This window comes from Amnibacterium sp. (assembly GCF_036559085.1).
Taxonomy (GTDB): domain Bacteria; phylum Actinomycetota; class Actinomycetes; order Actinomycetales; family Microbacteriaceae; genus Amnibacterium.
The window spans coordinates 117996-141462 of sequence record NZ_DATBTU010000023.1; the positions used below are offsets into that span (position 1 = coordinate 117996).

Sequence of the window (23467 nt, forward strand, 5' to 3'; positions counted from 1 at the left end):
TTCTTCCGGCGATGAAAGAGCAGGACCCGATGACGACCCGAGGCGGTTCCGGCCACGCCGAACCCGTGCGGACGGCGGAGCACGCCCGCCCCGACCACTTCCTGCTCCACCTCAGCGACACGCACCTGCTGTCGGACCAGGGGAAGCTGTACGGATCGGTCAGCCCGGACGTCACCCTCAAGCGCATCTTCACCGACCTCGAGGCCGCCGGCACGCGGCCCGAGGCGATCGTCCTCACCGGGGACCTCGCGGACCTCGGCCAGGCGAGCGCCTACCGGGAGCTGAAGCGCATCGTGGAGCCGGCCGCCAGGCGACTCGGCGCGCAGGTGATCTGGTGCATGGGCAACCACGACGACCGGGCCACGTTCCGGCAGGTGCTGTTCGGCCAGGCAGGCAGCGCGAAGCCCGTCGACCGCGTCTACGACGTGCACGGCCTCCGGGTGATCACCCTCGACACCTCCGTGCCGGGCTTCCACTGGGGCTCGCTGTCCGGCAGGCAGCTCGACTGGCTGGCGGAGGAGCTCGCCGAGCCGGCCCCGCACGGCACGATCCTCGCCCTGCACCACCCGCCGCTGCCCTGCATCCAGGACCTCGCCGTGCTCGTCGAGCTGCGCGAGCAGCACGAGCTCCGCGAGGTCGTCGAGGGCAGTGACGTGCGGGCGATCCTCGCCGGGCACCTGCACTTCTCGACGAGCGGCACGTTCGCCGGCGTGCCCGTCTCGGTCGCGTCGGCGACCTGCTACACGCAGGACCTGACGACGGAGGCGCGGGGCACCCGTCCGCAGGACGGCGCCCAGTCGTACAACCTCGTGCACGTGTACGAGGACATGGTGCTGCACTCGGTGGTGCCGGTCGCGGCCGGTCGCACCCTCTCCGTGACGTCCGCGGCGGACAGCGCCGCGGCGCTCGCCGAGCACGGCGTCGTGTTCCCCGAGTCGAGCACGGTGCCGACGAAGCGGCGTCGCGACGCGGTCGACCGCGAGCTGGAGGCGATGACCTCCCCGATCACCCTGCCGCCGCGCTCGGAGTGACCGCCTCCTCGACGACCTCCCAGGGCGCGGGGAGCGGGTAGTAGCGCTCGAGGAAGCCGAGCACCTTGTGCGCGCGCTCCTCGGGGCCCACCTCGGGGAAGCTGCCGTCGTTGAGGCAGAAGAAGTCCTGGTCGCGGCGCTTCTGCAGGCGCTTGAGCAGCGCGAGCCCCTTGCGGGTGGTCGTGTCCACGTAGAGCGCCTTCGCGTCCGTGTTCTGGATCGCGGCCCCGGTGAGCAGCCCGTAGTAGTGGTACAGCGAGTTCGTCACGGAGATGTTGTCGGCCGCCCGGAAGGGGCTGGCGGCGGTGCGGGCGAACTCCTCGGCGAACTCCTGCTCCATCCGCTCGATGACGGTGCGGTTCAGGGGCGTCGCGGCATGCTCGAGGTGACGCGTGGTCACGCGCCCGAACCGCTCCTTCAGCAGCGCCCGGTTCACCCGCGCCGAGTTCTCGAACCCGCTGCGGCGCTGGTGGTTCTCCCCGATGCCGATGCGGAGGTCCGCCTCGACGAAGCGGGTGATGCCGCCCGGCGAGAAGAACGTCTCGGGACCCAGCGGCCGGCCGATGAACATGTCGTCGTTCGAGTAGAGGAAGTGCTCCGACAGGCCCTCGATGTGGTGCAGCTGGCTCTCGACGGCCTGCGAGTTGTGGGTCGGCAGCACGGACGGGTCGGCGAAGAACTCCTCGCTGCGCACGATCCGCACCTGCGGGTGGTCGGCGAGCCAGGGCGGGGCCGGCGAATCGGTGGCGATGTAGATCGTGCGGATCCACGAGAGGTTCTGATGCACGGACCGCAGCGCGTACTTCAGCTCGTCGATCTGCCGGTAGCGGGCCTCCGCGTCGTCGCCCTCGCCGACGACGTAGCTCTCCATGCGGCGGGCGCGGGCCCGCTGCCACTCCTTGTCGGTGCCGTCGACCCAGGAGAAGACCATGTCGACGGGGAACGTCACCGCGGAGACGTGGTCCGCGAACATGTCCCGCATCGTGAGCCAGGTGCGGCCGTAGCGCTCGACCTCGTCGAGGTGCATGTCCTCGCGGACGAACCGTCGGCGGGTGAGCGCGTTGGGGGCCGGAACGCGCACCTCGGCGCCGCTGCGGACCCAGAACTCGAAGCGCACGGCGTGGTCGGTGCGCAGGGTGCCTGCCGCGTCGATCCGCGGCCGGACGATCGCGAGCAGCCGTGCGTCGCGGCTCGCGAGCTCGCCGTCGGCGATGAGCACCGGGCGGCCGCGGCGGGTCAGGTCGCGCTTCAGGGGCACGGCGTAGCAGGGCTCCTCGGCGCAGGCGATCACGAGGGCGCGCTGCACGGCGACGCGCTCCGCCTCGTCGACGACGAGGATCGGGCGGTCGGCGTCGTCGCGCATGAGCAGCACCTCGACGCCGGCCTCCGAGAGCGCGTCGGCGAGGAACAGCAGGTCGGCGACCTGGGCGTCGGCGGGCGTCTCCGTGCGGTTGATCATGGCCAGGAGCCCGTCCTGGACCACCACGTCCGATCGGCCGCGGATGCGCGCGGCCGGGGTCGGCAGGGGTCGCAGCTTCGAGCGCACGTCGGCCAAGCGGGTCCCCCTCGAGGTGGCAGCGGTCGCGGATCCTCCTGCCGGCGTCAGCGCGGCATCGAGTGCGGGCCCGGCGATCGCCGGGCGGTCCGCAGTCTAGAGGTCGCGACCCTGAGGGGCCACGGGGCGCCGGCGCGGGTTCGGCGGACGGGCGCCGGTCCGGCGCGGTTCAGTCGGCGAGGTGCGGGCGCAGGGCGTCGACCCAGGCGGTGTAGCCCGCGTCGTTCACGTGCACGCGGTCCTCGGAGTACCGCGGGTCCAGCTCGCCGTCCTCCTCCGCGAACACGGGCCACAGGTCGAGGAACTCGGCCTTCACGCTCGGCGCGAACTGCCGCACGTGGATGTTGACCTGCCGGATCCACTCGGCCCGCTCGCGCTCCCGCGGGAGCACCGAGACGACGACGATCCGGGCGTCGGGCAGCTCGTGGTGCAGGGTCCAGAGGATGTTCTCGGTGCCGCGGACGACCTGCTCCACCGTGGCGCGGAGGCCGAAGTCGTTCGTGCCGACCATCACGACGACGGCGGACGGATGCTGCTGCACGACCTCCTCGAGGCGGTCCTGCACGTCGGCCGTGGTGTCGCCGCTACGGCCGGCGTTCACGACCTCGAGGTCGGGGAACCACTCGTCCCAGCGGCCCGCCTCCGTGAGGCTGTCGCCGAGGAACACGACGGGGCCGCCCTGGCCGGTGGAGCCCGGAGCGGAAGCGGATCGGGCGTCGGTCACGTCGGCCAGGGTACGACACCGGTCCGGAAGAAGGACGATCGCCGGCCGGGTGCACGCCTAGGCTGCCGGTCGTGAGCACCCAGTCCGAACCACTGCTCGCGTCCGGGATCGCGCACCGGCCCGGGCACGCGACCGACGGCGGCGCGCTCGAGCTGCTCGACGGCCCCCTGACGGATCGGACGCTCCGCCGCTACCTCGAGGGCATCCCGGGCGTCGACGCCGTGGGCCTCGAGCAGCGCGCGGCCGGCCTCGGCACCCGGTCCATCAAGACCTCGTCGAAGGCCCTGGCGCTCGACCGCGTGATCCGGCTGATCGACCTCACGACCCTCGAGGGGGCGGACACGCCGGGCAAGGTCCGCTCGCTGGTCGCGAAGGCGATCACGCCGGATCCGTCCGATCCGACCTGCCCGCGCCTCGCCGCCGTCTGCGTCTACGGCGACCTCGCGGAGGTGGCGGTGGAGGCCCTCGGCACGTTCCACGCCCCCGTCGCGCGTGCAGCGGGGCAGCAGGGCATCGCGGTCGCCGCCGTCGCGACCGCCTTCCCGAGCGGCCGCGCATCGCTCGCCGTGAAGCTCGCGGACGTCGAGTACGCGGTGGCCGCCGGCGCCGACGAGATCGACATGGTGATCGACCGCGGCGCGTTCCTCTCCGGCCGCTACCTGCAGGTGTTCGACGAGATCCGCGCCGTCAAGGAGGCCTGCCGCCGTCCGAACGGCGAGGACGCGCACCTGAAGGTGATCCTCGAGGTCGGCGAGCTCGTCACGTACGACAACGCCCGCCGCGCCTCCTGGCTGGCCGTGCTCGCGGGCGCCGACTTCATCAAGACGTCGACGGGGAAGGTCGCGAGCAACGCCACCCTGCCGATGACGCTGCTCATGCTCGAGGTCGTGCGCGACTGGTACCGGCTCACCGGCGAGAAGGTCGGCGTGAAGCCGGCCGGTGGCATCCGCACCTCGAAGGACGCGATCAAGAACCTCGTGACGGTCGCCGAGACGGCCGGCGAGGAGTGGTTGCAGCCGTCGCTGTTCCGCATCGGCGCGTCGAGCCTGCTGAACGACGTGCTGCTGCAGCGGCAGAAGGCGCGGACCGGGCACTACTCGGGCGCCGACTACGTGACGATCGACTGATGGGAACGGATCCGGCAATGGGCTTCCTCGACTACGCGCCGGCACCGGAGTCCCGGTCGATCGTGCACCTGCGGCAGTCCTACGGCCTCTTCATCGACGGGGAGTTCGTCGACGGCCAGGGGCCGTCGTTCACCACCATCTCCCCCGCCACCGAGGAGCCGCTCGCCGAGATCGCGACGGCCGACGACGCCGACGTCGACCGCGCCGTCGCCGCGGCCAGGAAGGCCTACGACCGGGTCTGGTCCCGGATGAGCGGCAGCGACCGCGGGAAGTACCTGTTCCGGATCGCGCGGCTGGTGCAGGAACGGGCGCGGGAGCTCGCCGTCGCGGAGAGCCTGAACAACGGCAAGCCGATCAAGGAGAGCCGCGACGTCGACGTCCCCCTGGTCGCGGCCTGGTTCTTCTACTACGCCGGCTGGGCGGACAAGCTCGATCACGCCGGCCTCGGCCCCGATCCGCGGCCGCTCGGCGTCGCGGGCCAGATCATCCCCTGGAACTTCCCGCTGCTCATGCTCGCGTGGAAGATCGCGCCGGCGCTGGCGAGCGGCAACACCGTCGTGCTGAAGCCGGCCGAGACGACGCCGCTGACGGCGCTGCTCTTCGCCGAGATCCTGCAGCAGGCGGACCTGCCGCCCGGCGTCGTGAACATCGTGACGGGCGCCGGGGCCACCGGCCAGGCGCTCGTGCGGCACCCCGACGTCGACAAGATCGCCTTCACCGGCTCCACGGCGGTCGGCCGGGAGATCGCGAAGGCGACCGCCGGCACCCGCAAGCGCCTCACGCTGGAGCTCGGCGGCAAGGCGGCGAACATCGTCTTCGACGACGCCCCCATCGATCAGGCCATCGAGGGGATCGTCAACGGCATCTTCTCCAACCAGGGCCACGTCTGCTGCGCGGGCTCCCGCCTGCTCGTGCAGGAGAACGTGCACGACGACGTCGTGGAGCGCCTGAAGCAGCGGCTGACCACCCTGCGGCTCGGGGATCCGCTCGACAAGAACACCGACATCGGCGCGATCAACAGCGCGGAGCAGCTCGCCCGCATCCGCGAGCTGACCGCCGCGGGCGAGGCGGAGGGCGCGACGCCCTGGAGCCCGCCCTGCGTGCTGCCGGACGCGGGCTTCTGGTTCGCGCCCACGATCTTCACGGGCGTGCAGACCAGCTCGCGCATCGCCCGGGAGGAGATCTTCGGCCCCGTGCTCTCGATCCTCACCTTCCGGACGCCGCAGGAGGCGATCGCGAAGGCGAACAACACCCCGTACGGCCTGTCCGCCGGGATCTGGAGCGACAAGGGCAGCCGCGTGCTCGCCGTCGCCGACGGCCTCCGCGCGGGCGTCGTGTGGACGAACACGTTCAACCGCTTCGACCCAGCCTCGCCGTTCGGGGGCTACAAGGAGTCCGGCTACGGCCGGGAGGGCGGCAGGCAGGGCCTGGCCGCCTACCTCGCACCCTCGGGAGGGATGTAAGTGACCCGGCTCGCCGTGCCGAAGACGTACAAGCTCTACATCGGCGGGAAGTTCCCGCGGAGCGAGAGCGGCCGCACCTACGAGGTCGCCGACACCTCGGGGGCGTTCCTCGCCAACGCCGCGCAGGCCTCCCGCAAGGACGCCCGCGACGCCGTCGTCGCGGCCCGCGCCGCCGTGAAGGGCTGGTCGGGCAGCACCGCGTACAACCGCGGCCAGGTGCTCTACCGGATCGCGGAGCTGCTCGAGGGCCGGCGGGCGCAGTTCGCCGACGAGCTGGTGCGCAGCGAGGGCCTCAGCGAGCGCCGCGCCGCCGCGGTCGTCGACACGGCCATCGACCGGTGGGTGTGGTTCGCGGGCTGGGCGGACAAGGTCGCCCAGGTGCTCGGCAACGGCAACCCGGTCGCCGGGCCCTACTTCAACCTCTCGGTGCCGGAACCGACGGGCGTCGTCGCCGTGATCGCCCCGCAGGCGGGCGAGGGGCACTCCCTCACCGGCTTCGTGAGCGCCGTCGCGCCGGCGCTCGTCACCGGCAACACGGTGGTCGTCGTGGCCAGCCGCACCGCGCCGCTGTCCGCGATCAGCCTGAGCGAGGTGCTCGCGACCAGCGACGTGCCGGGCGGCGTCGTCAACGTGCTCACGGGCGACCCGGCCGAGATCGCGCCGTGGCTCGCCTCGCACGCCGACGTGAACGCGCTCGACCTGGTGGGCGCGGGTGCGCTCGACTGGGTGCAGCTGCAGATGGACGCCGCCGAGACGCTGAAGCGGGTGCTGCAGCCCGAGGACGGCGACGGGGCGCCGGTCCCGACGCTCGCCCGCATCAGCGCGTTCACCGAGACGAAGACGGTCTGGCACACGAAGGGCCTGCTCTAGCCCCATCCGCCCCGTCCATCGCGCCGTTCCGGAGAAATCGGACGACACGCCGCCCTCGGAGCGCCGGTCGCGGCGTGTCGCGCAGGAACTCCGGAACCGCGCGATTCGGGGCGAGCTAGGCGCGCTCGAGGGTGCGGACGCGGGCCACGTCGACCGCCATCTGGGCGATCAGGGGCTCGATGCCCTCGTAGGCGATCTGCCCGCGGATGCGGTGGGTGAAGACGACGTCGACGACGTGCCCGTAGAGGTCGAGCGTGCGGTCGAGCACGTAGGCCTCGACCTGCTTCGGCGGCACGCCCTCGAACGTCGGGTTGCTGCCGACCGAGATGGCGGCCGGGTAGTCGGCGCCGTCGTCGATGAGGCGCCCTGCGTAGACGCCGTCGGCCGGGATCATCCCGTCCGACTCCTGCGCCAGGTTCGCGGTCGGGTAGCCGAGCTCGCGGCCGCGGTGGGCGCCGTGCACGACGACGCCGCGCACGGCCGGCGGCCGGCCGAGCAGGTTCGCGGCCTCCTCGATCGCGCCCGCGGACAGCAGCTCGCGGATCCACGTCGACGACACCCGGCGGGCGGCGGTCTCGATCTGCTGCTGCACCTCGACCTCGAAGCCGAGCTCGGACCCCATCCGCGTGAGCAGGGCGGTGTCGCCCCGGCCGCCGCGCCCGAAGCGGAAGTCATCGCCGACGAGCAGCCGCCGCACGTGCAGCGCCTCGACGAGCACCTCCCGGACGAACGCCTCGGGCTCCTGCGCGGCGCGGGCCTCGTCGAACGCGAGCACGAGCACCGCGGCGACCCCGGCGGACTCGAGCAGCTCGAGCTTCTGGCCGGGTCCGACGAGCGGAGGGGGGCAGGCCTCGGGCCGGAGCAGCTCGAGCGGGTTGCGGTCGAACGTCACCACGGTGGGCAGGAGGGCGTCGCCGGCGGCCGCCAGGAGGTCGCCGATCACCGCACGGTGGCCCTGGTGCAGGCCGTCGAACTTGCCGATCGTGACCGCGGACGGCCCGAATCCGGCCGGCACCTCGCCGACCCCGTGGAAGACGCGCATGGGGCTCAGGCCTCCGCCGCGGCGAACACCCGCCGCTGGCTGCGCAGGAAGAGCAGGCCGAGCACGGGCAGGGCGAGCGGGATGAGCAGGTACTCGAGCCCGTAGTACGCCCAGACGGTGCTCCGATCGCCGGAGAACGGGAACAGGCCGAAGTCGATCACCGAGGCGGTGCCGATCACGAGCACCCCGACGAGCTCGATCGTGATCGCGACGAAGGCGACCCGGTACGCCCTCCGGCCCGGCGTGATGAGGGCGATCGTCGCGACGAGGTAGACGATCCCGGAGAGGAGCGAGAGCAGGTAGGCGACGGGCGCGACCTGGAAGTGGACGACGATCTCGAAGATGCTCCGCGCGAGGGCGGCGATCGTCATGATGAAGTAGAAGACGATCAGGGTGCGACCGGGCCCGGAGGTGCGCGGGCGGGCGGGGCGCGCCTCGAGGTCGGATCCGGTCATCAGGTCTCGATTCTTCCGCATCACGCGTGCTGCACGGTCCAGATGATCTCCATCCGCACGAGCATCACGGCGACGGCGAGGCAGGCGATCCCGGCGACCACGACCGACCACCGGGTGCGCTCCACCAGCGCCCAGCCGATCGCGGCGGGCGGGATGATCAGCGCCGACAGCAGGTAGGCGAAGAACTCGATCGGGTTGCCGGACGGCGGGTTGCCCGCGCCCGGCGCGATGATCGCGATCACGAGCTGCGCGATCAGCAGCAGCTCGACGATCGCCGGGCCGGCGAGCGAGAGGTCGGAGGGGCGGCGGCCGGCGAGGCCGAGCACGATCGCGAGGATCCCGGCGACCACCGCGATCGCGACGGCGACGTCGGTGTAGCCCGCGATCACGCCGGGGCCTCGGCGGGGAGGTTCATCACGACCGAGGCGACGCCTCCCGTGACGCGGGCGAGGCCGACGAGCCGCCCGTCGGGCGCGATGGCGGCGACGGTCTCGGTATCCGGCGCCTCAGGCACGGCGAGGCGCTTCCCCTGGGCGAGGTCGGCCGCCTGCTGCCCGGTGAGCGAGAGGATCGGGAACAGCGCCCGGGCGATGTCGGCGGGGGCCGTGAGCGCGAGCGGGGCCTCGAGCGCGGCCGCGTCCTCGACACGGAACGGCCCGATGCGGGTGCGGCGCAGGGCGGTGAGGTGGCCGCCGACGCCGAGCGCGCCGCCGAGGTCGCGGGCGAGCGCCCGGATGTAGGTGCCGGACGAGCAGTCCACCTCGACGTCCAGCTCCGCGCCGCGCACCGCCTCCACGTCGAACCGGGCGACCGTCACGCGCCGGGCGGGCAGATCGACGCGCTCCCCCGCCCGGACGAGCTCGTGCGCGCGGCGGCCCGCCACGTGGATGGCGCTGACGGACGAGGGCACCTGGTCGATCGGGCCGGTGAGGGCCGCGACGGCCGCGTCGAGCCCTTCCAGGGTCTCGGCGTCGACCTCGGCGGGCTCGCCGAGCGGCTCCCCCTCCGCGTCGTCCGTCGTCGTGGCGAAGCCGAGGCGGATCGTCGCCCGGTAGGTCTTGTCGAGGCCGACGAGCGAGGTGAGCAGCCGGGTCGCCGCGTTGACGCCGAGCAGCAGCAGCCCGCTCGCGGCGGGATCCAGCGTGCCGGCGTGGCCGACCCGGCGGGTGCCGGCGAGGCGGCGCACCTGCTGCACCAGGTCGTGCGAGGTGGGCCCGACGGGCTTGTCGGTGAGGAGGATGCCGGCGGCCGTCACGGGCCCCATGCTGCCAGCCCTAGAGTCTCTGATCGTGCGCATCGGAGTCGTCGGCGCGGGGGCCATCGGCGGGACCTTCGCCGCGCTGCTCGACCGTGCGGGGCACGAGGTCGTGGTCACGGCGCGCGGCGACCACCTCGACGCCATCCGCGAGCGCGGCCTGCGGCTGCGCGGCGCGTGGGGCGACCACGTCGCGCGGATCGGTGCCGCACAGGTGCTGCCGGAGCCGCCGGAGCTCGCCCTGATCACCGTGAAGGCGCAGGACGCGGAGGCGGCCGCGACCGCCCATGCGTCGCTGCTCGCCGGGGTGCCGGTCGTGGTGATCCAGAACGGTCTGAACGGGCCGCAGGCGCTCCGGCGGCTGCTCCCGACGTCTCCGCTGATCGGCGGTCTCTCGCTGATCGCCGCCTCCTATCTGGAGCCGGGCGTCATCACCGTGACCGCACCGGGCACGACCGTGCTCGCCTCCGACACCGCGACGCGCGCCGAGCTCACTGCCGCAGCGGCGGTGCTGCGCGAGGCGGCGCCGATCTCGATCGCCCCCGACCTCGTCGGGGCGCAGTGGTCCAAGCTCGTGGTCAACCAGCTGAACGCCGCCGCCGCGATCACCGGTCTGCCCGCCCAGCAGGCGCTCGCCTCCCCCGCGATGCGCCGCGTCGTCGCCCTCGCGATGCGGGAGACGCTCCGCACCGGTCGCGCCGCGGGCGCGCACTTCGGCGGCGTGCCCGGCCTCACGCCGAACGTGCTCCGCATGCTCGACCTGCTGCCGCCGTCGATCTCCGGGCGGCTGCTCGCGGGTCGCATGGTCGACCGGATGGGGCCGGTGCCGAACCCGGGCAGCACGCTGCAGAGCATCCGCCGCGGCCGGCCGAGCGAGATCGACCACCTCTCCGGCGCGGTCGTCACCGAGGGCGCGCGGCTCGGCATCGACACCCCCGTCAACCGGCGGATCGTCGACCTCGTGCACGAGGTCGAGGCCGACGGCCGGTTCGTGCCGCCCGACGACGCCGCGCGCCGCATCCTCGCCTGACTCGGAATCCGGGCGCCTTCCGTCATTCCGGGCGTCTTTTCACGCCCGGAATGACGGATCCCGCCCGGAATCGGCGGGATCCGCGTCAGCAGGCGTCGGCGAAGACGCGCCGCGGATGCGCCGCGTCCGAGAGGTCGAAGGTCGCGGCGGCGCGGGTGCGCGGGATCGTCCGGCGCTCGATGCGAGGTGCGCCGGGGACGTCCAGCCAGGCGGTCGCGTGCCACAGCCCGACCACGCCGGGCTCCAGCAGCCCCTGGCCGTGCACGACGAGCGCGGCCCGGTCGCCGGGCAGCAGCGCGGCCGCCCGGAACGGCCCGAGCACGGCGATGCGGAAGGTCGGCTCGTCGACGAAGGCGACGGCCGCCGCGGGAACTCCGGCCGCCGTGATCGAGGCCGCGAGGTCCGTGGCGAACGCCGCGCCCACCTCCGCGTCGTCGCGGTCGAGGCCGAGCAGGATCCGGCCGTGCGGAAACACCCCGAGCACCTCGGCGGCGTACTCGTCGATCACATCCGCCCGCGCGGGCGCCCACCGTGCCATGGCAGCACGCTACGCGCGCAGGCGTCCCCCGGCGCTCCTACGCTGGACGCGATGGGTGCGACCGGGGCGACGATCGACGCGGACGCCGTGGTCGCCTGGTTCGCCGAGAACGCCCGCGACCTGCCGTGGCGGCGCCCCGGCTTCAGCGCCTGGGGCACCCTCGTGTCCGAGTTCATGCTGCAGCAGACGCAGGTGTCCCGGGTCGTGCCGATCCTCGAGGCGTGGCTCGTCCGCTGGCCGACGCCCGCCGACCTCGCCGCGACGCCGCCCGCGGAGGTGCTGCGCGCCTGGGGACGCCTCGGCTACCCGCGGCGCGCCCTCGCGCTGCACGCCTGCGCCGCAGCGATCGCCGAGCGGCACGGCAACGAGGTGCCCGAGGACGTCGACGACCTGCTCGCGCTGCCCGGGATCGGCGACTACACGGCCAGGGCGATCGCGGTCTTCGCCCACGGCAGCCGGCATCCGGTCGTCGACACGAACGTGCGCCGCGTGCTCGTCCGCGCCGTCGACGGGCTCGCGCAGCCTGCCGCCCCGAACGCCCGCCGCGACCTGCCGGCCATGGCCGCGCTGCTGCCGGACGACCTCGTCGCGCAACGGGCGTTCAACGCCGGCGTGATGGAGCTCGGTGCGATCGTCTGCACCGCCCGCACGCCGCGCTGCGACGAGTGCCCGCTCGCGGCCACGTGCGCGTGGCGCGCCGCGGGCTACCCGCCCGCCGAGGGGCCACCGGCACGGCGGCAGGCGCGCTTCGAGGGCTCGGACCGGCAGCGGCGCGGCCAGGTGCTCGCCGTGCTCCGGGCCACGGACGCACCCGTCTCCGACGCCGAGCTGGCCGTCGTGCTGCCGGACGCGGAGGTCCGCGCTCGGGTGCTCGCGGGGCTCGCCACCGACGGGCTCGCGGAGCCTGGCCCGGACGGCTGGAGCCTGCCGGGCGCAGAGCGCACGAGCGACTAGCGACCGGGCTGCTGCCGCTCCGGCCGCTTCGACGCGAAGAACCCCGTCGCGAGGAGCGCGGCCGCGGCCACCAGCTGGCCGATCGCCCACGGCTTGCCCGAGAACGGGAAGGGCACCGCCGGGTTCCAGAGCACCGCGATCACGATCGGCACGGGCAGCCACGCCCAGCGGCGCGCCTGCCAGACGAACACCGCGATGATCAGCGAGAGGATCGCGACGGCGTAGCGGATCCAGATGAGCCCCGCGGATCCCGGCAGGGCGACGCCGGCGAGCAGCACGATCGTGGCCAGCACGGCCGGCGCGAGCGCGCGGCGCTCGGGCCTGCGGCCGTACCGGTCGTCGATCTTCGAGGCGGCGGGCACCTCACCGCGGGCGGCGGCTCGGCGCTGCGCCCGGTTGCCGCTCATTCGTCGTCGTCGAGCCCGCGCGGCTGCACGTACGGGTCGGGGTCACCCGCGTACTGCGCGCCGGCCGCGAGCGCCGCAGCCGCCGAGTCCCGCTCCCGCGCCTCCGCGAGCAGCGAGGCGACGTGCGCCGCGTTCTCCGGGATCGCATCCGGGATGAACTCGAGCGTCGGGGTCAGCCGCGTGTGGATGTTGCGTCCCACCTCGGTGCGCAGCAGGCCGGTCGCCGCCTTCAGCGCCGCAGCACTGTCCTCGCGCTCCTGCTCCGTGCCGTACACGGTGAAGAAGACGGAGGCGTGCTGCAGGTCGCCCGTCATCCGCACGTCCGTGATCGTCACGAACCCGAGCCGCGGATCGCGCAGCCCCTTGTCGAGCCGCCGGGCGATGATCTCCTTGACCTGGTCCCCGAGCTTCGCAGCCCGTCCGTGGTCGGCCATCGTGACTCCCTTCCTTCAATCGATCGCGCCGTTCCGGAGAAACCGGACGACACGCCGCCCCCGATCGCTCAGGGACGGCGTGTCGCTTCAGATCTCCGGAACCGCGCGATGAGCGCGGGTCGGGTCCGCTACGCGCGGACCTTCTCCCGGGTCTCGATCGTCTCGATCTCGTCACCGATCTGGATGTCGTTGAACCGACCGAGTCCGATACCGGCCTCGAAGTCCGTGCGGACCTCGGTGACGTCGTCCTTGAACCGGCGCAGCGAGTCGATCGCCAGGTTGTCCCCGACGACCACACCGTTGCGGATGACGCGAGCCTTCGCGTTCCTGGTGATCACACCGCTGCGCACGATGACGCCGGCGATGTTGCCCACCTTGGACGAGCGGAAGATCTCCCGGATCTCGGCGAGGCCCGACTGGACCTCCTCGAACTCCGGCTTCAGCATGCCCTTCAGCGAGTTCTCCACGTCCTCGAGGGCCGAGTAGATCACCGAGTAGAACCGGACGTCGATGCCCTCGCGCGCTGCGCGCTCGCGGGCCTTCGGGTCGGGGCGGACGTTGAACCCGATGATGATCGCGTTGTCGACCGTCGCCAGGTTCACATCGGACTCGGTGACCGCACCGACGCCGCGGTGGATGATCCGCAGCTGGACGCTCTCGTCGACGTCGATCTTCAGCAGGGACTCCTCGAGCGCCTCGACGGCACCGGAGACGTCACCCTTGATGATCAGGTTCAGCGAGTCGACCTTGCCGGCCTCGATCTGGCCCATGAAGTCCTCGAGCGAGATGCGCTTGCGGGCCTTCGCCAGCTGCGCGTTGCGCTCCGCGGCCTCACGCTTCTCAGCGACCTGACGGGCGGTGCGGTCCTCCTCGGTGACGAGGAAGGTGTCGCCCGCTCGCGGGACGGTCGAGAGGCCCTGCACCTGCACGGGACGGGACGGACCGGCCTCGGCCAGTGCGACGCCGTTCTCGTCCGTCATCGCACGGACGCGGCCGTAGGCCGTGCCCGCCACGATGGCGTCCCCGACACGCAGCGTGCCCGCCTGGATGAGCACGGTCGCGACCGCACCGCGGCCCTTGTCGAGCCGCGCCTCGATCGCCACGCCGCGCGCATCCCGATCCGGGTTCGCGCGCAGGTCGAGGCCCGCGTCGGCGGTGAGCAGCACCGCGTCGAGCAGGTCGTCGATGCCCGTGTTCGTCCGCGCCGAGACGTCGACGAACATCGTGTCGCCGCCGTACTCCTCCGCGACGAGACCGAACTCGGTGAGCTGCTGCCGGACCTTCGCCGGGTTCGCGCCCTCCTTGTCGATCTTGTTCACGGCCACGACGATCGGCACACCGGCCGCCTGGGCGTGGTTCAGCGCCTCCACGGTCTGCGGCATGACGCCGTCGTCCGCGGCGACGACCAGGATCGCGAGGTCCGTCACCTGCGCACCGCGGGCACGCATGGCGGTGAACGCCTCGTGACCCGGGGTGTCGATGAAGGTGATGGCGCGCTCGTAGCCCTCGTGCTCCGTCCACACCTGGTACGCACCGATGTGCTGGGTGATGCCACCCGCCTCACCGGCCACGACGTTGGCGTTGCGGATGGAGTCGAGCAGCTTCGTCTTGCCGTGGTCGACGTGACCCATGACGGTGACGACCGGCGGCCGGATCTCGAGATCCTCCTCGTCCTCGTCGTACTCGAACTCGATGTCGAAGCCCTCGAGCAGCTCGCGGTCCTCGTCCTCGGGCGAGACCATCTCGATCCGGTAGCCGAGCTCCTCGCCCAGCACCTGGAACGTGGCCTCGTCGAGCGACTCCGTCGCCGTGGCCATCTCACCGAGGTGGAACAGCACGGTCACGAGGTTGCCGGGGCTCGCGTCGATCTTGTCCGCGAAGTCCGTGATGGACGCGCCGCGGCGCAGACGGATGACCGTGCTGCCGTCGCCGCGCGGGACGCTGACGCCACCGAGCGTCGGCGCCGTCCGCATCTCGAACTCGGCGCGCTTCGTCCGCTTCGACTTGCGCTGGCGGGACTTGCCGCCGCCCTTGCCGAAGGCACCTGCGGTGCCACCACCAGGACCACGGCCACGGCCGCCACCACCGGGGCGCGGGCCGCTGAAGCCGCCGGCCGGGCGCTGGAAGCCGCCGCCCGCACCACCCGGACGAGCACCGGCACCGGCACCACCCGGACGTGCGCCCGGTCCACCGGGACGAGCGCCGAAACCGGCCGGACGCGGAGCGCCCATGCCGGGCCCACCAGGACGCGGAGCGCCCGGACGGGGTGCACCCGGACGCGGAGCGCCGGGACGCGGGATGCCGTTCGTGCCGCCGCCCGGACCGCCGGGGCGCATGCCCTGGTTGGAGGCGAACGGGTTGTTGCCGGGACGCGGCACGGGCGAGCGGCCCATGCCCTGACTCGACGCGAAGGGGTTGTTACCGGGGCGCGGTGCGCCGGGACGCGGCTGCGGGCGCGGGATCGCGCTCGAGGGCGACGGGGCGTCGGTGCGGGCCTCCGGCGCAGCCGGACGCTGTGCGTCGGTGCCGGGGGCCTGGGGCGTCTGCGCGGCAGGACGCTCAGCGGCCGGCGCGGGCGCGGGCTGCGCCTGCGGAGCGGCCTGCGGGGCGGGCGTCGACGGACGGGCCGCCGGAGCCGGGGCCGGGGCGGGCGCCGCCGCACGCTGCGGCTGGGGCGCGCCGGGGGTCGCCGGACGAGCCGCGGGCGCGGTCCGGCCGGATGCCTGCGCGACCGGCCGGGGGCCGGGCGACGGCGCGGCGGACGCACCGCCGGTCGGGATGCCGTCCGCGGCGAGCTTCGCCTTCAGCTTGCGGACGACGGGGGGCTCGACGCTCGAGGACGGGCCCTTGACGAACTCGCCCATCTCCTTCAGCTTCGCGAGTGCGAGCTTCGTGTCGATGCCGAGATCGGATGCGATTTCGTGGACGCGTGGTTTCGCCACAGTTCTCCTGTCTGGACCTGCCAGACAGGCAGGCCGTTAATGCGGTGCGGAGCTCATTTCGAGTCGCTCATCGCTTGTCCATGTGCCTGTTCCACCTCAAGGGGGATGTGAGCCTGGGGCACGGATGCGCCGCAGGCGGAGAGGGCCGGATCCGACCGGCCGCAGAGGAGTCTACCGGTCGTACCCGCTGACGCGAGCCCGACCTGACGAAGGGGACAACGTCCGGGAGGGGTGGGGCATTCCGGGTGCCTCGAGTCGGCGGGCCGGGAGGGCGGCGGGCGCCTTCGTTGTGGCGCGATCGCCGGTGCGGGCATCGGTGGGCCCGGCGGGGGCATGGACGGATGGGTGGGTGCGGCTTCTCGGTGTGACGGATGTAGGGGTTTGTGCCGGGTGCAGGGGTTGGGGCGGTGTGTCGGCCTACACCCGGGACCATCCCCTACGCCAGGGACGCCTCGGCGCGCACGAGGGCCCGGTCAGGGCAGCTGGAGCAGCGCGCCCTCGGAGCGGCAGGTCGCCGCGGCGATGATCATCGCGTTCTGCAGCGCCGCCTCCCAGAACAGGAGGTCGCCGCCGCCGTCCCGGTCGCCGTGCAGCAGGGCGTCCGTCAGCGATGCGAGGGTGGCGTCGCCGGCGCCGATCGTGTCGACGATCGGGCCCGGCAGGTCGGCCACCGGCACGTCGATCCGGCCCTCAGGGAAGAACAGGCTCGCGCCGTCCCGGCCGGCCGTGCCGAGCACCATCCGTGCCCCGTCGCGCTGCAGCCGCTCTGCGGCCTCGGCGAGGTCGGCGCCGTAGAGCAGCGCGGCGTCCTCGTCGCCGATCTTGATCAGCCGCACCGCGGATGCGACCCGGTCCACGTTCCGCACGAACGCCGGCAGGTCCGACATCAGCGCCGGACGCGGGTTGGGGTCCACGACCAGGCGATCGGCCGGATCCGCCACGGCGTCGAGCAGCGCCTGCGTGAGGTCGTCGCGGTCGAACGGGTAGCAGCTGACCACCACGAGCGGCGCGGCGTCGAGGGCGTCGCGCGTGGCGCCGTCGAACTCGATCGCGCGCTGCACCGCGGCGTCGTTGAACGTGTAGCGGGCCTCGCCCTCCGTCTTCGTCGCCACCGCACGCGCCGTGCCGCGGGGCGCCGCCGTCGCGACGAGCCGCACGCCGTAGCGCTCGACGAACGCGCGGACGGCTGCACCGTCGGCGTCGTCCGCGAGCATCGCGATCAGGGTCGTCGGCACGCCGAGCCGGGCGAGGCCCACGGCGACGTTCAGGGCCGCGCCGCCGACGACGTCGCGGACGCCCGCCTCGTCGTGGATCTCGTCGATCAGCGCATCGCCGATGACGACGACGTGCCCACGACGATCCGTCACGGCCTACTCCCCGTCGAGGATCGAGTCGGGCTGGATGTCGATCTTCGCGCCGGTCAGCTTCGCTGCGAGGCGGGCGTTCTGGCCCTCCTTGCCGATCGCGAGCGACAGCTGGTAGTCGGGCACGAGCGCCCGGACCGCCCTCGTGTTCTTGTCGATGATGTAGGCCGACGACACCCGGGCGGGCGAGAGGGCGTTGGCCACGAAGGTGGCGAGGTCGTCCGAGTGGTCGACGATGTCGATCTTCTCGCCGCCGAGCTCCGCCGAGACGGCGCGCACGCGCTGGCCGAGCTCACCGATCGCGGCGCCCTTGGCGTTCACGCCCGGCTGCGTCGCCCGAACGGCGACCTTCGAGCGGTGCCCGGCCTCGCGGGCCAGCGCGGTGATCTCCACGAGACCGGAAGCGATCTCCGGCACCTCGAGCGCGAACAGCTTGCGCACGATCGACGGATGCGTGCGGGACAGCGTGATCGAGGGGCCCTTCTGGCCGCGGGAGACGCTCGTGACGTAGACGCGGATGCGGTCGCCGTGCGTGTAGGTCTCCCCCGGCACCTGCTCCTCGGGCGGGAGGATCCCCTCGACGGTGCCGAGGTCGACGTGCACCATCCGCGGGTTCGGACCCTGCTGGATGACGCCGGCGACGATGTCGCCCTCGCGGCCCTTGAACTCGCCGAGGATCCGCTCGTCGCCGAGGTCGCGGAGCCGCTGGTTGATGACCTGCTTCGCCGCGAAGGCGGCGATGCGGCCGAAGTCGTGCGGCTCGTCCTCGGACTCGCCGATCTGCTCGCCGTTCTCGTCGAGCTCGGGCACGAGCACCGTCACGCGACCGGTCTTGCGGTCGATGTGCACGCGCGGCCGCGGCGTGCCGGGCGCCGGGTGCTCGGGCTGCTCGGTGTGCTTCAGGTACGCCGTCAGCACCGCCGCCTCGATGATCCGCAGCAGCTCGTCGAACGGGATCTCCCGTTCACGCTCCATCAGCCGGAGCACGGCGAGGTCGATCTCCATCGCCATTCCTCCCACTGTCCACTTGGCGCCGGCACGCGGATTCCGCCCCGCCGGGACCACTACGGTAGCAGCGCCGAGCAGGCGGAACGGAGGCGCGGATGAGCGACGCGGGGACCGAGGGACGCACGGTGCAGCTGCGCCGCTACCGGATCGTGGTCGGGGAGCTGCCCGCCTTCATCGACTGGTGGCGGGAGCGGATCGTGCCGGCGCGCGAGGCGCACGGGTTCCGTGTCGAGTTCGCGTACGCGGTGCCGGAGAACGACGAGTTCGTCTGGGCGGTGTCCGTCGAGGGCGACCGCGAGGCGTTCCGCGCGGTCGACGAGCGGTACGCCTCCTCGGAGGAGCGCCGCAAGGCGTTCGAGGGCGTCCCGCAGCGCATCGACACCGCGACGATCGCCATCGCCGACCGCGTCGGCTAGCGCCCGCCACCAGGCCCAGCCGCGCCTCAGGGCTCGAGGAGCCCCGCGATGCGGTCGACGACCTGGTCCACCGGCACGCTCTCGTTGCCGCCGGATGCCCGGTCGCGCAGCTCGACGACGCCGTCGGCGAGCCCGCGGCCGACGACGACGATCGTCGGCACCCCGAGCAGCTCGGCGTCCGCGAACTTCACGCCGGGTGAGACCCTCCGGTCGTCGACGAGCACGTCGGCGCCCCGCAGCTCGAGCTCGCGGCCGATCCGCTCGGCCTCCTCGAAGACGGCCTCGTCCTTGCCGGTCGCCACGACGTGCACATCGAACGGCGCGATCGAGCGCGGCCAGACCAGGCCCTTCTCGTCCGAGTTCGCCTCGGCGACGAGCGCGAGGTCACGCGTGACGCCGATGCCGTAGGAGCCCATCGTGACCGTCACGAGCTTGCCGTTCGGGTCGAGGACCTTCAGGCCGAGCGCATCCGCGTACTTGCGGCCGAGCGCGAAGACGTGGCCGATCTCGGTGCCGCGGGCGAGCTCGACCGGTCCGGAGCCGTCGGGCGCCGGGTCGCCTGCACGCACCTCGGCCACCTCGGCCGTGCCGTCGGGGATGAAGTCGCGGCCGGCCACGAGCGACAGCACATGCCGCTCGGGCTCGTTCGCCCCCGTGACCCAGGCGGTGCCGTCGACGACCCGCGGGTCGACCAGGAAGCGGATGCCGCTCACGGAGCTCTCCCCCAGCACCGGCCCGCTCGCCGACCACGGGCCGATGTAGCCCTTCACCAGGGCGGAGCTCGCGGCGAAGTCCTCCTCGGTGGCGGGCTCGACCGCGGCCGGGAAGAACGCCGCCTCGGCACGCTTCAGGTCCGCCTCGCGGTCGCCGGGGATCCCGACGACGACGAGCTCCCGCTTCCCGTCGATGTGCGTGAGGGCGAGCACGACGTTCTTCAGCGTGTCGGCGGCGGTCCACGCGCGGCCGTCGTCGCGCGGGTGCCGCGCTTCGAGGAGGTCCACGAGGGTGGCGATCGTCGGGGTGTCCGGTGAGTCGAACACCAGCGCGGCGGGGGCGGCGGACGCGTCGCGAGGTGCGGGTGCGAGCGTCCGGAAGGCCTCGACGTTGGCCGCGTACCCGCCCGGCGACCGCACGAACGTGTCGTCGCCGATGGGCGTCGGGTGCAGGAACTCCTCGCTCCGGGATCCGCCCATCGCCCCGGCGTGGGCCGAGACGATCGCGTACTCGAGGCCGAGGCGGGTGAACACCCGCTCGTAGGCGGCGCGCTGCAGGTCGTAGGACGCGTCGAGGCCGGCGTCGTCGACGTCGAACGAGTAGGCGTCCTTCATCGTGAACTCGCGCCCGCGCAGCAGGCCCGCGCGCGGCCGGGGCTCGTCGCGGTACTTGTCCTGGATCTGGTAGATGGTCAGCGGCAGGTCCTTGTAGGACGAGTAGAGGTCCTTCACGAGCAGCGCGAACACCTCCTCGTGCGTGGGCGCGAGCACGTACTCGCCGCCCTTGCGGTCCTGCAGCGTGAAGATGTCGTCGCCGTACTCGTCGTACCGCCCGGTCAGCTGGTACGGCTCGGCCGGGAGCAGGCCGGGGAAGTGCACCTCCTGCGCGCCGGCGGCCTCCATCTCCTCACGGATGATCGCCTCGACCTTGGCCTTGACCTTCAGCCCGAGCGGCAGCCACGCGAAGATGCCGGGCGCCTGCCGGCGGATGTAGCCGGCTCGCACGAGGAGCCGGTGGCTCAGGAACTCGGCGTCGGCGGGATCCTCTCGAAGCGTGCGGAGGAACAGTCGGCTCATGCGGGTCACCACGCTTCGAACCTACCGGGCGAACGAACGCGGACCCCGGTCGAGGGGTCGACGCGGGGTCCGTGGCCGGGGTACGCCGTTCGGGCCACCTGGTGCTCGAAGGCTATGCCGCAGCGGCGCGCGGCGCCATTCGTCGCGTCCCTGATCGGCCCCCCAATCCGGGGGCCGCCGACGGCGCAGAGACGCGCTCAGCCGGCGGCTCAGGCGGTGACGACCTGGGCGGTGCCGACCGGGGCGTCCGGGCCCATCTCGTCCGCGAGGCGGTTCGCCTCCTCGATCAGCGTCTTCACGATCTCGGCCTCCGGCACCGTCTTGATGACCTTGCCCTTGACGAAGATCTGGCCCTTGCCGTTGCCGGACGCGACGCCGAGATCGGCCTCGCGGGCCTCGCCAGGGCCGTTCACGACGCAGCCCATCACGGCGACCCGCAGCGGCACGCTCATGCCCTGGAGCCCCTCGGTGACGCTGTCGGCGAGCGAGTAGACGTCCACCTGGGCGCGGCCGCAGGACGGGCAGGAGACGATCTCGAGCTTGCGCTCGCGGAGGTTCAGCGACTGCAGGATCTGCAGGCCGACCTTGACCTCCTCGACGGGCGGGGCGGAGAGCGAGACGCGGATGGTGTCGCCGATGCCCTCACCGAGCAGGATGCCGAACGCCGTCGCGCTCTTGATCGTGCCCTGGAACGCGGGGCCGGCCTCGGTCACGCCGAGGTGCAGGGGCCAGTCGCCGCGCTCGGCGAGGAGGCGGTAGGCCTTCACCATCACGACCGGGTCGTTGTGCTTCACCGAGATCTTGAAGTCGTGGAAGTCGTGCTCCTCGAACAGGCTCGCCTCCCACACGGCGCTCTCCACCAGCGCCTCGGGGGTCGCCTTGCCGTACTTCTCGAGCAGGCGCGGATCGAGGCTGCCGGCGTTGACGCCGATCCGGATGGAGACGCCCGCGGCCTTCGCGCGCTCGGCGATCTGCTTCACCTGGTCGTCGAACTTGCGGATGTTGCCCGGGTTCACGCGCACCGCCGCGCAGCCGGCGTCGATCGCGGCGAACACGTAGTTCGGCTGGAAGTGGATGTCGGCGATGACCGGGATCTGGCTCTTCTTCGCGATGATCGGCAGCGCCTCGGCGTCGTCCCTCGACGGCACCGCGACGCGCACGATGTCGCAGCCGGATGCGGTCAGCTCGGCGATCTGCTGGAGGGTCGCGTTGATGTCCGTCGTCGGGGTCGTGCACATCGACTGCACGCTCACCGGGGCGTCACCGCCCACGAGCACCTTGCCGACGCGGATCTGGCGCGACTTCCGACGCGGGGCCAGCACCTCCGGCGTCTTCGGCATCCCCAGGTTCACAGCGGGCACGGCGGACCGTCCTTCCTTCTCGCCCCTCGAGGGTACGCGGGATCGGTGAACGCCCAGGCGCGCCTCAGGAGCCGAGGGCCCGCCGTGCGCGGTAGGCCGTGACGTTCATGCGGTTGCCGCAGTTGCCCACGTCGCAGAACCGCTTCGACCGGTTCCGGGAGAGGTCGACGAGCACGGCGGTGCAGTCGTCGGCGGCGCACTCCTTGAGCCGGCCGAGCTCGTCGGCGCGGACGAGGTCGGAGACCGCCATCGCGGTCTCCACGAGGATCCGCTGGTCGAAGGGCGCGTCGTTCGGCACGGCGTGCAGGTGCCAGTCGTAGTCGTCGTGCTTGACGAGGCGCGGCTGGGCCGCAGCGGACGCCAGCACCCGGTTCACGTGCTCGGCCGCCTCGTCGCGCGACTCGGCGAAGAAGCGGCGCAGCTCGGCCCGCAGGCTCCGCACCGCGGCGAGCTCCCGCACGCTCCGGGCCAGGGCGCCGCTGTACGACCAGCCGGCGTAGAAGGCGGCCACGTCCTCGATCCGTGCGAGCTCGTCCTCACCCGAGTGCGACGCCCCGGGCTCCGTGTTCACGAGCGCCGCGGCGGCCTGCAGGACGGACTCCGTGTCATCACCGAACACGATTTCACCCCTTACAGCGCGAGGACTAGTGTCAGGAGCGTAGCGCCGAACGGTCGTGACACGGAACGAGGTGGGTATGGGACGCACGCGGTGGATGCTCGTGGCCGTGCTCTCGGCCCTCGCCTTCGGGATGTCCGGCACGTTCGTGAAACCGGTGCTCGACGCGGGCTGGAGCCCGGGCGCCGGGAGCATCGTGCGCACCGGCGTCGGCGTGCTGATCCTCGCCGTGCCGACGATCCGTGCTCTGCGCGGCAGGTGGTCGCTGGTCCGGCAGCACTGGATCGGCGTGCTCGTGCTCGGCGGCGTCGGCATCGCCGGCACCCAGACGTCGTACTTCCTCGCCGTCTCGCGCATCCCGGTGAGCACCGCGCTGATGATCGAGTACCTCGCACCGGTGCTGCTCATCATCGCCACCGGGCTCTGGGTGCGGCAGTGGCCGCCCCTGCGTGTGATCGCCGGTGCCCTGCTCGCGATGGGCGGGCTGCTGCTCGTGCTCGACACCGGCCACGGCACCGCGCTCGACCCGGTCGGTGTGGGTGCGGCGTTCGTCGCCGCGGTGGTGTGCGCGGTCTACTTCCAGCTGTCCGCGACCCTGCCGATCCCCCCGCTCGCGCTCACCGGGCTCGGCTTCGCGGTCGCGACCGTCGTCTCCGGCGTGCTCGGGTTCGTCGGCCTCGTGCCGGTGCGGATCGGATCGTGGACCGTCGACATGTTCGGCTCGCCGGTCTCCGCGTTGGTGCCGCTCGCGGTCGTGGTGCTGATCGCGACCGCGCTCGCGTACTCCATCGAGGTCGCGGCCGCCGCGCACATCGGGCCGCGCCCGGCGTCGTTCCTGGCGCTCACCGAGGTGCTGTTCGCGACCGTCGCCGCCGCGCTCGTGCTCGGCCAGATCCCGGGGCCGCTGCAGGCGCTCGGCGGCCTCGTGCTGATCGCCGGCGTCGTGCTCGTCGTCTCCGTGCCGGCCCCGCACCGGCCGCTCCTGGACGAGCTGCCAGCCGGCAGCCACGTCGCTGAGCGCGCCCCGGCCGTCCGCCGCGTCGCACGCCGCCCGCGCCGTCCGGTCCACCCTGAGGCCTGACGCC

At 72.9% G+C, this 23467-nt stretch carries 23 protein-coding genes; 8 read left to right on the plus strand and 15 right to left on the minus strand.

Annotated elements, in window-relative coordinates; all coding sequences use genetic code 11:
* The first annotated feature begins 29 nt into the window (after positions 1-29).
* Complete coding sequence (locus VIG76_RS04360; RefSeq protein ID WP_331951423.1) at positions 30-1031, plus strand: phosphodiesterase; 1002 nt, start codon at positions 30-32, stop codon at positions 1029-1031.
* Here VIG76_RS04360 and VIG76_RS04365 read toward each other — a convergent pair.
* Together VIG76_RS04365 and VIG76_RS04370 are read right to left on the minus strand one after the other, a co-directional pair.
* Positions 1006-2577 carry a stealth family protein gene (locus tag VIG76_RS04365; RefSeq protein WP_331951542.1) on the minus strand — a complete coding sequence of 524 codons (1572 nt, stop codon included), beginning with the start codon at positions 2575-2577 and terminating at the stop codon, positions 1006-1008. The two genes, VIG76_RS04360 and VIG76_RS04365, sit on opposite strands and share 26 nt — an antisense overlap.
* 178 nt (positions 2578-2755) lie before the next feature.
* Complete coding sequence (locus tag VIG76_RS04370) at positions 2756-3310, minus strand: GDSL-type esterase/lipase family protein (RefSeq protein ID WP_331951425.1); 555 nt, start codon at positions 3308-3310, stop codon at positions 2756-2758.
* Positions 3311-3462: 152 nt separating this feature from the next.
* On the opposite strand from VIG76_RS04370, the gene deoC reads away from it, so the two are divergent.
* Genes deoC through VIG76_RS04385 form a run of 3 tightly spaced genes read left to right on the plus strand, consistent with a single transcriptional unit; the run spans position 3463 to position 6770 of the window.
* Complete coding sequence (gene deoC / locus VIG76_RS04375) at positions 3463-4437, plus strand: deoxyribose-phosphate aldolase (RefSeq protein WP_331951544.1); 975 nt, start codon at positions 3463-3465, stop codon at positions 4435-4437.
* Between the two features lie 17 nt (positions 4438-4454).
* Positions 4455-5900, plus strand: a complete 1446-nt coding sequence (locus VIG76_RS04380) for an aldehyde dehydrogenase family protein (RefSeq protein ID WP_331951546.1) — start codon at positions 4455-4457, stop codon at positions 5898-5900.
* A complete protein-coding gene (locus VIG76_RS04385; protein ID WP_331951427.1) occupies positions 5901-6770 on the plus strand; it encodes an aldehyde dehydrogenase family protein in 870 nt (289 codons plus the stop codon).
* Positions 6771-6885: 115 nt separating this feature from the next.
* Here the strand turns inward: VIG76_RS04385 and VIG76_RS04390 are convergent, their stop codons facing one another.
* From VIG76_RS04390 to truB, 4 genes are read right to left on the minus strand one after another with little or no spacing between them, the layout of a single operon-like run.
* Positions 6886-7812 (minus strand): bifunctional riboflavin kinase/FAD synthetase, encoded by a 927-nt coding sequence (locus VIG76_RS04390; RefSeq protein ID WP_331951429.1) that lies wholly within the window; start codon positions 7810-7812, stop codon positions 6886-6888.
* Between the two features lie 5 nt (positions 7813-7817).
* Positions 7818-8267, minus strand: coding sequence for a hypothetical protein (locus VIG76_RS04395; RefSeq protein WP_331951431.1), 450 nt, complete (start codon positions 8265-8267; stop codon positions 7818-7820).
* A 20-nt stretch (positions 8268-8287) separates the two neighbouring features.
* The gene (locus VIG76_RS04400) at positions 8288-8656 is read right to left on the minus strand and encodes a hypothetical protein (RefSeq protein ID WP_331951433.1); all 369 of its coding nucleotides are present in this window, start codon (positions 8654-8656) and stop codon (positions 8288-8290) included.
* A complete protein-coding gene (truB, locus tag VIG76_RS04405) occupies positions 8653-9531 on the minus strand; it encodes a tRNA pseudouridine(55) synthase TruB (protein ID WP_331951435.1) in 879 nt (292 codons plus the stop codon). Before truB ends, VIG76_RS04400 begins: the two co-directional genes overlap by 4 nt.
* A 25-nt stretch (positions 9532-9556) precedes the next feature.
* Here truB and VIG76_RS04410 point away from each other — a divergent pair, with 25 nt between their 5' ends.
* Complete coding sequence (locus VIG76_RS04410; RefSeq protein WP_331951437.1) at positions 9557-10552, plus strand: ketopantoate reductase family protein; 996 nt, start codon at positions 9557-9559, stop codon at positions 10550-10552.
* 85 nt (positions 10553-10637) lie between these two features.
* Here the strand turns inward: VIG76_RS04410 and VIG76_RS04415 are convergent, their stop codons facing one another.
* Positions 10638-11090, minus strand: a complete 453-nt coding sequence (locus tag VIG76_RS04415) for a hypothetical protein (protein WP_331951439.1) — start codon at positions 11088-11090, stop codon at positions 10638-10640.
* Positions 11091-11141: 51 nt separating this feature from the next.
* Here VIG76_RS04415 and VIG76_RS04420 point away from each other — a divergent pair, with 51 nt between their 5' ends.
* On the plus strand, positions 11142-12044 hold the full coding sequence (locus VIG76_RS04420) for an HhH-GPD family protein (RefSeq protein ID WP_331951441.1): 903 nt from the start codon (positions 11142-11144) through the stop codon (positions 12042-12044).
* Here VIG76_RS04420 and VIG76_RS04425 read toward each other — a convergent pair.
* The 5 genes from VIG76_RS04425 to nusA form a co-directional block, all read right to left on the minus strand.
* A complete protein-coding gene (locus VIG76_RS04425; protein WP_331951443.1) occupies positions 12041-12451 on the minus strand; it encodes a DUF6804 family protein in 411 nt (136 codons plus the stop codon). The genes VIG76_RS04420 and VIG76_RS04425 overlap by 4 nt on opposite strands.
* A complete protein-coding gene (gene rbfA / locus VIG76_RS04430; protein ID WP_331951445.1) occupies positions 12448-12885 on the minus strand; it encodes a 30S ribosome-binding factor RbfA in 438 nt (145 codons plus the stop codon). Before rbfA ends, VIG76_RS04425 begins: the two co-directional genes overlap by 4 nt.
* Positions 12886-13013: 128 nt before the next feature.
* The gene (infB, locus tag VIG76_RS04435; RefSeq protein ID WP_331951447.1) at positions 13014-15827 is read right to left on the minus strand and encodes a translation initiation factor IF-2; all 2814 of its coding nucleotides are present in this window, start codon (positions 15825-15827) and stop codon (positions 13014-13016) included.
* Between the two features lie 473 nt (positions 15828-16300).
* Positions 16301-17194, minus strand: coding sequence for a carbohydrate kinase family protein (locus tag VIG76_RS04440; protein ID WP_331951449.1), 894 nt, complete (start codon positions 17192-17194; stop codon positions 16301-16303).
* A 3-nt stretch (positions 17195-17197) separates the two neighbouring features.
* A complete protein-coding gene (gene nusA / locus VIG76_RS04445; RefSeq protein ID WP_331951548.1) occupies positions 17198-18196 on the minus strand; it encodes a transcription termination factor NusA in 999 nt (332 codons plus the stop codon).
* A gap of 98 nt (positions 18197-18294) precedes the next feature.
* Here nusA and VIG76_RS04450 point away from each other — a divergent pair, with 98 nt between their 5' ends.
* Positions 18295-18615: a hypothetical protein gene (locus VIG76_RS04450; RefSeq protein ID WP_331951451.1), complete on the plus strand. Its 321-nt coding sequence runs from the start codon at positions 18295-18297 to the stop codon at positions 18613-18615.
* Positions 18616-18641: 26 nt separating this feature from the next.
* Here VIG76_RS04450 and VIG76_RS04455 read toward each other — a convergent pair whose 3' ends face one another.
* The 3 genes from VIG76_RS04455 to VIG76_RS04465 all read right to left on the minus strand — a co-directional run bounded on the left by VIG76_RS04455 (position 18642) and on the right by VIG76_RS04465 (position 22385).
* Positions 18642-20417 carry a proline--tRNA ligase gene (locus VIG76_RS04455; RefSeq protein WP_331951453.1) on the minus strand — a complete coding sequence of 592 codons (1776 nt, stop codon included), beginning with the start codon at positions 20415-20417 and terminating at the stop codon, positions 18642-18644.
* Positions 20418-20614: 197 nt separating this feature from the next.
* A complete protein-coding gene (gene ispG / locus VIG76_RS04460; RefSeq protein ID WP_331951550.1) occupies positions 20615-21745 on the minus strand; it encodes a flavodoxin-dependent (E)-4-hydroxy-3-methylbut-2-enyl-diphosphate synthase in 1131 nt (376 codons plus the stop codon).
* 85 nt (positions 21746-21830) lie between these two features.
* The gene (locus VIG76_RS04465; RefSeq protein WP_331951455.1) at positions 21831-22385 is read right to left on the minus strand and encodes a CGNR zinc finger domain-containing protein; all 555 of its coding nucleotides are present in this window, start codon (positions 22383-22385) and stop codon (positions 21831-21833) included.
* A 76-nt stretch (positions 22386-22461) separates the two neighbouring features.
* Between VIG76_RS04465 and VIG76_RS04470 the strand changes: the two genes are divergently transcribed.
* On the plus strand, positions 22462-23463 hold the full coding sequence (locus VIG76_RS04470) for a DMT family transporter (protein ID WP_331951457.1): 1002 nt from the start codon (positions 22462-22464) through the stop codon (positions 23461-23463).
* Positions 23464-23467: the final 4 nt, after the last annotated feature.

Coding starts and splice junctions, on each gene's coding strand:
- VIG76_RS04360 (WP_331951423.1), top strand. CDS start 30: ATGACGACCCGAGGCGGTTCCGGCCACGCCGAACCCGTGCGGACGGCG.
- VIG76_RS04380 (WP_331951546.1), top strand. CDS start 4,455: ATGGGCTTCCTCGACTACGCGCCGGCACCGGAGTCCCGGTCGATCGTG.
- VIG76_RS04390 (WP_331951429.1), bottom strand. CDS start 7,812: ATGCGCGTCTTCCACGGGGTCGGCGAGGTGCCGGCCGGATTCGGGCCG.
- VIG76_RS04395 (WP_331951431.1), bottom strand. CDS start 8,267: ATGACCGGATCCGACCTCGAGGCGCGCCCCGCCCGCCCGCGCACCTCC.
- truB (WP_331951435.1), bottom strand. CDS start 9,531: ATGGGGCCCGTGACGGCCGCCGGCATCCTCCTCACCGACAAGCCCGTC.
- VIG76_RS04415 (WP_331951439.1), bottom strand. CDS start 11,090: ATGGCACGGTGGGCGCCCGCGCGGGCGGATGTGATCGACGAGTACGCC.
- VIG76_RS04420 (WP_331951441.1), top strand. CDS start 11,142: ATGGGTGCGACCGGGGCGACGATCGACGCGGACGCCGTGGTCGCCTGG.
- VIG76_RS04425 (WP_331951443.1), bottom strand. CDS start 12,451: ATGAGCGGCAACCGGGCGCAGCGCCGAGCCGCCGCCCGCGGTGAGGTG.
- rbfA (WP_331951445.1), bottom strand. CDS start 12,885: ATGGCCGACCACGGACGGGCTGCGAAGCTCGGGGACCAGGTCAAGGAG.
- nusA (WP_331951548.1), bottom strand. CDS start 18,196: ATGGAGATCGACCTCGCCGTGCTCCGGCTGATGGAGCGTGAACGGGAG.
- VIG76_RS04450 (WP_331951451.1), top strand. CDS start 18,295: ATGAGCGACGCGGGGACCGAGGGACGCACGGTGCAGCTGCGCCGCTAC.
- ispG (WP_331951550.1), bottom strand. CDS start 21,745: ATGCCGAAGACGCCGGAGGTGCTGGCCCCGCGTCGGAAGTCGCGCCAG.
- VIG76_RS04470 (WP_331951457.1), top strand. CDS start 22,462: ATGGGACGCACGCGGTGGATGCTCGTGGCCGTGCTCTCGGCCCTCGCC.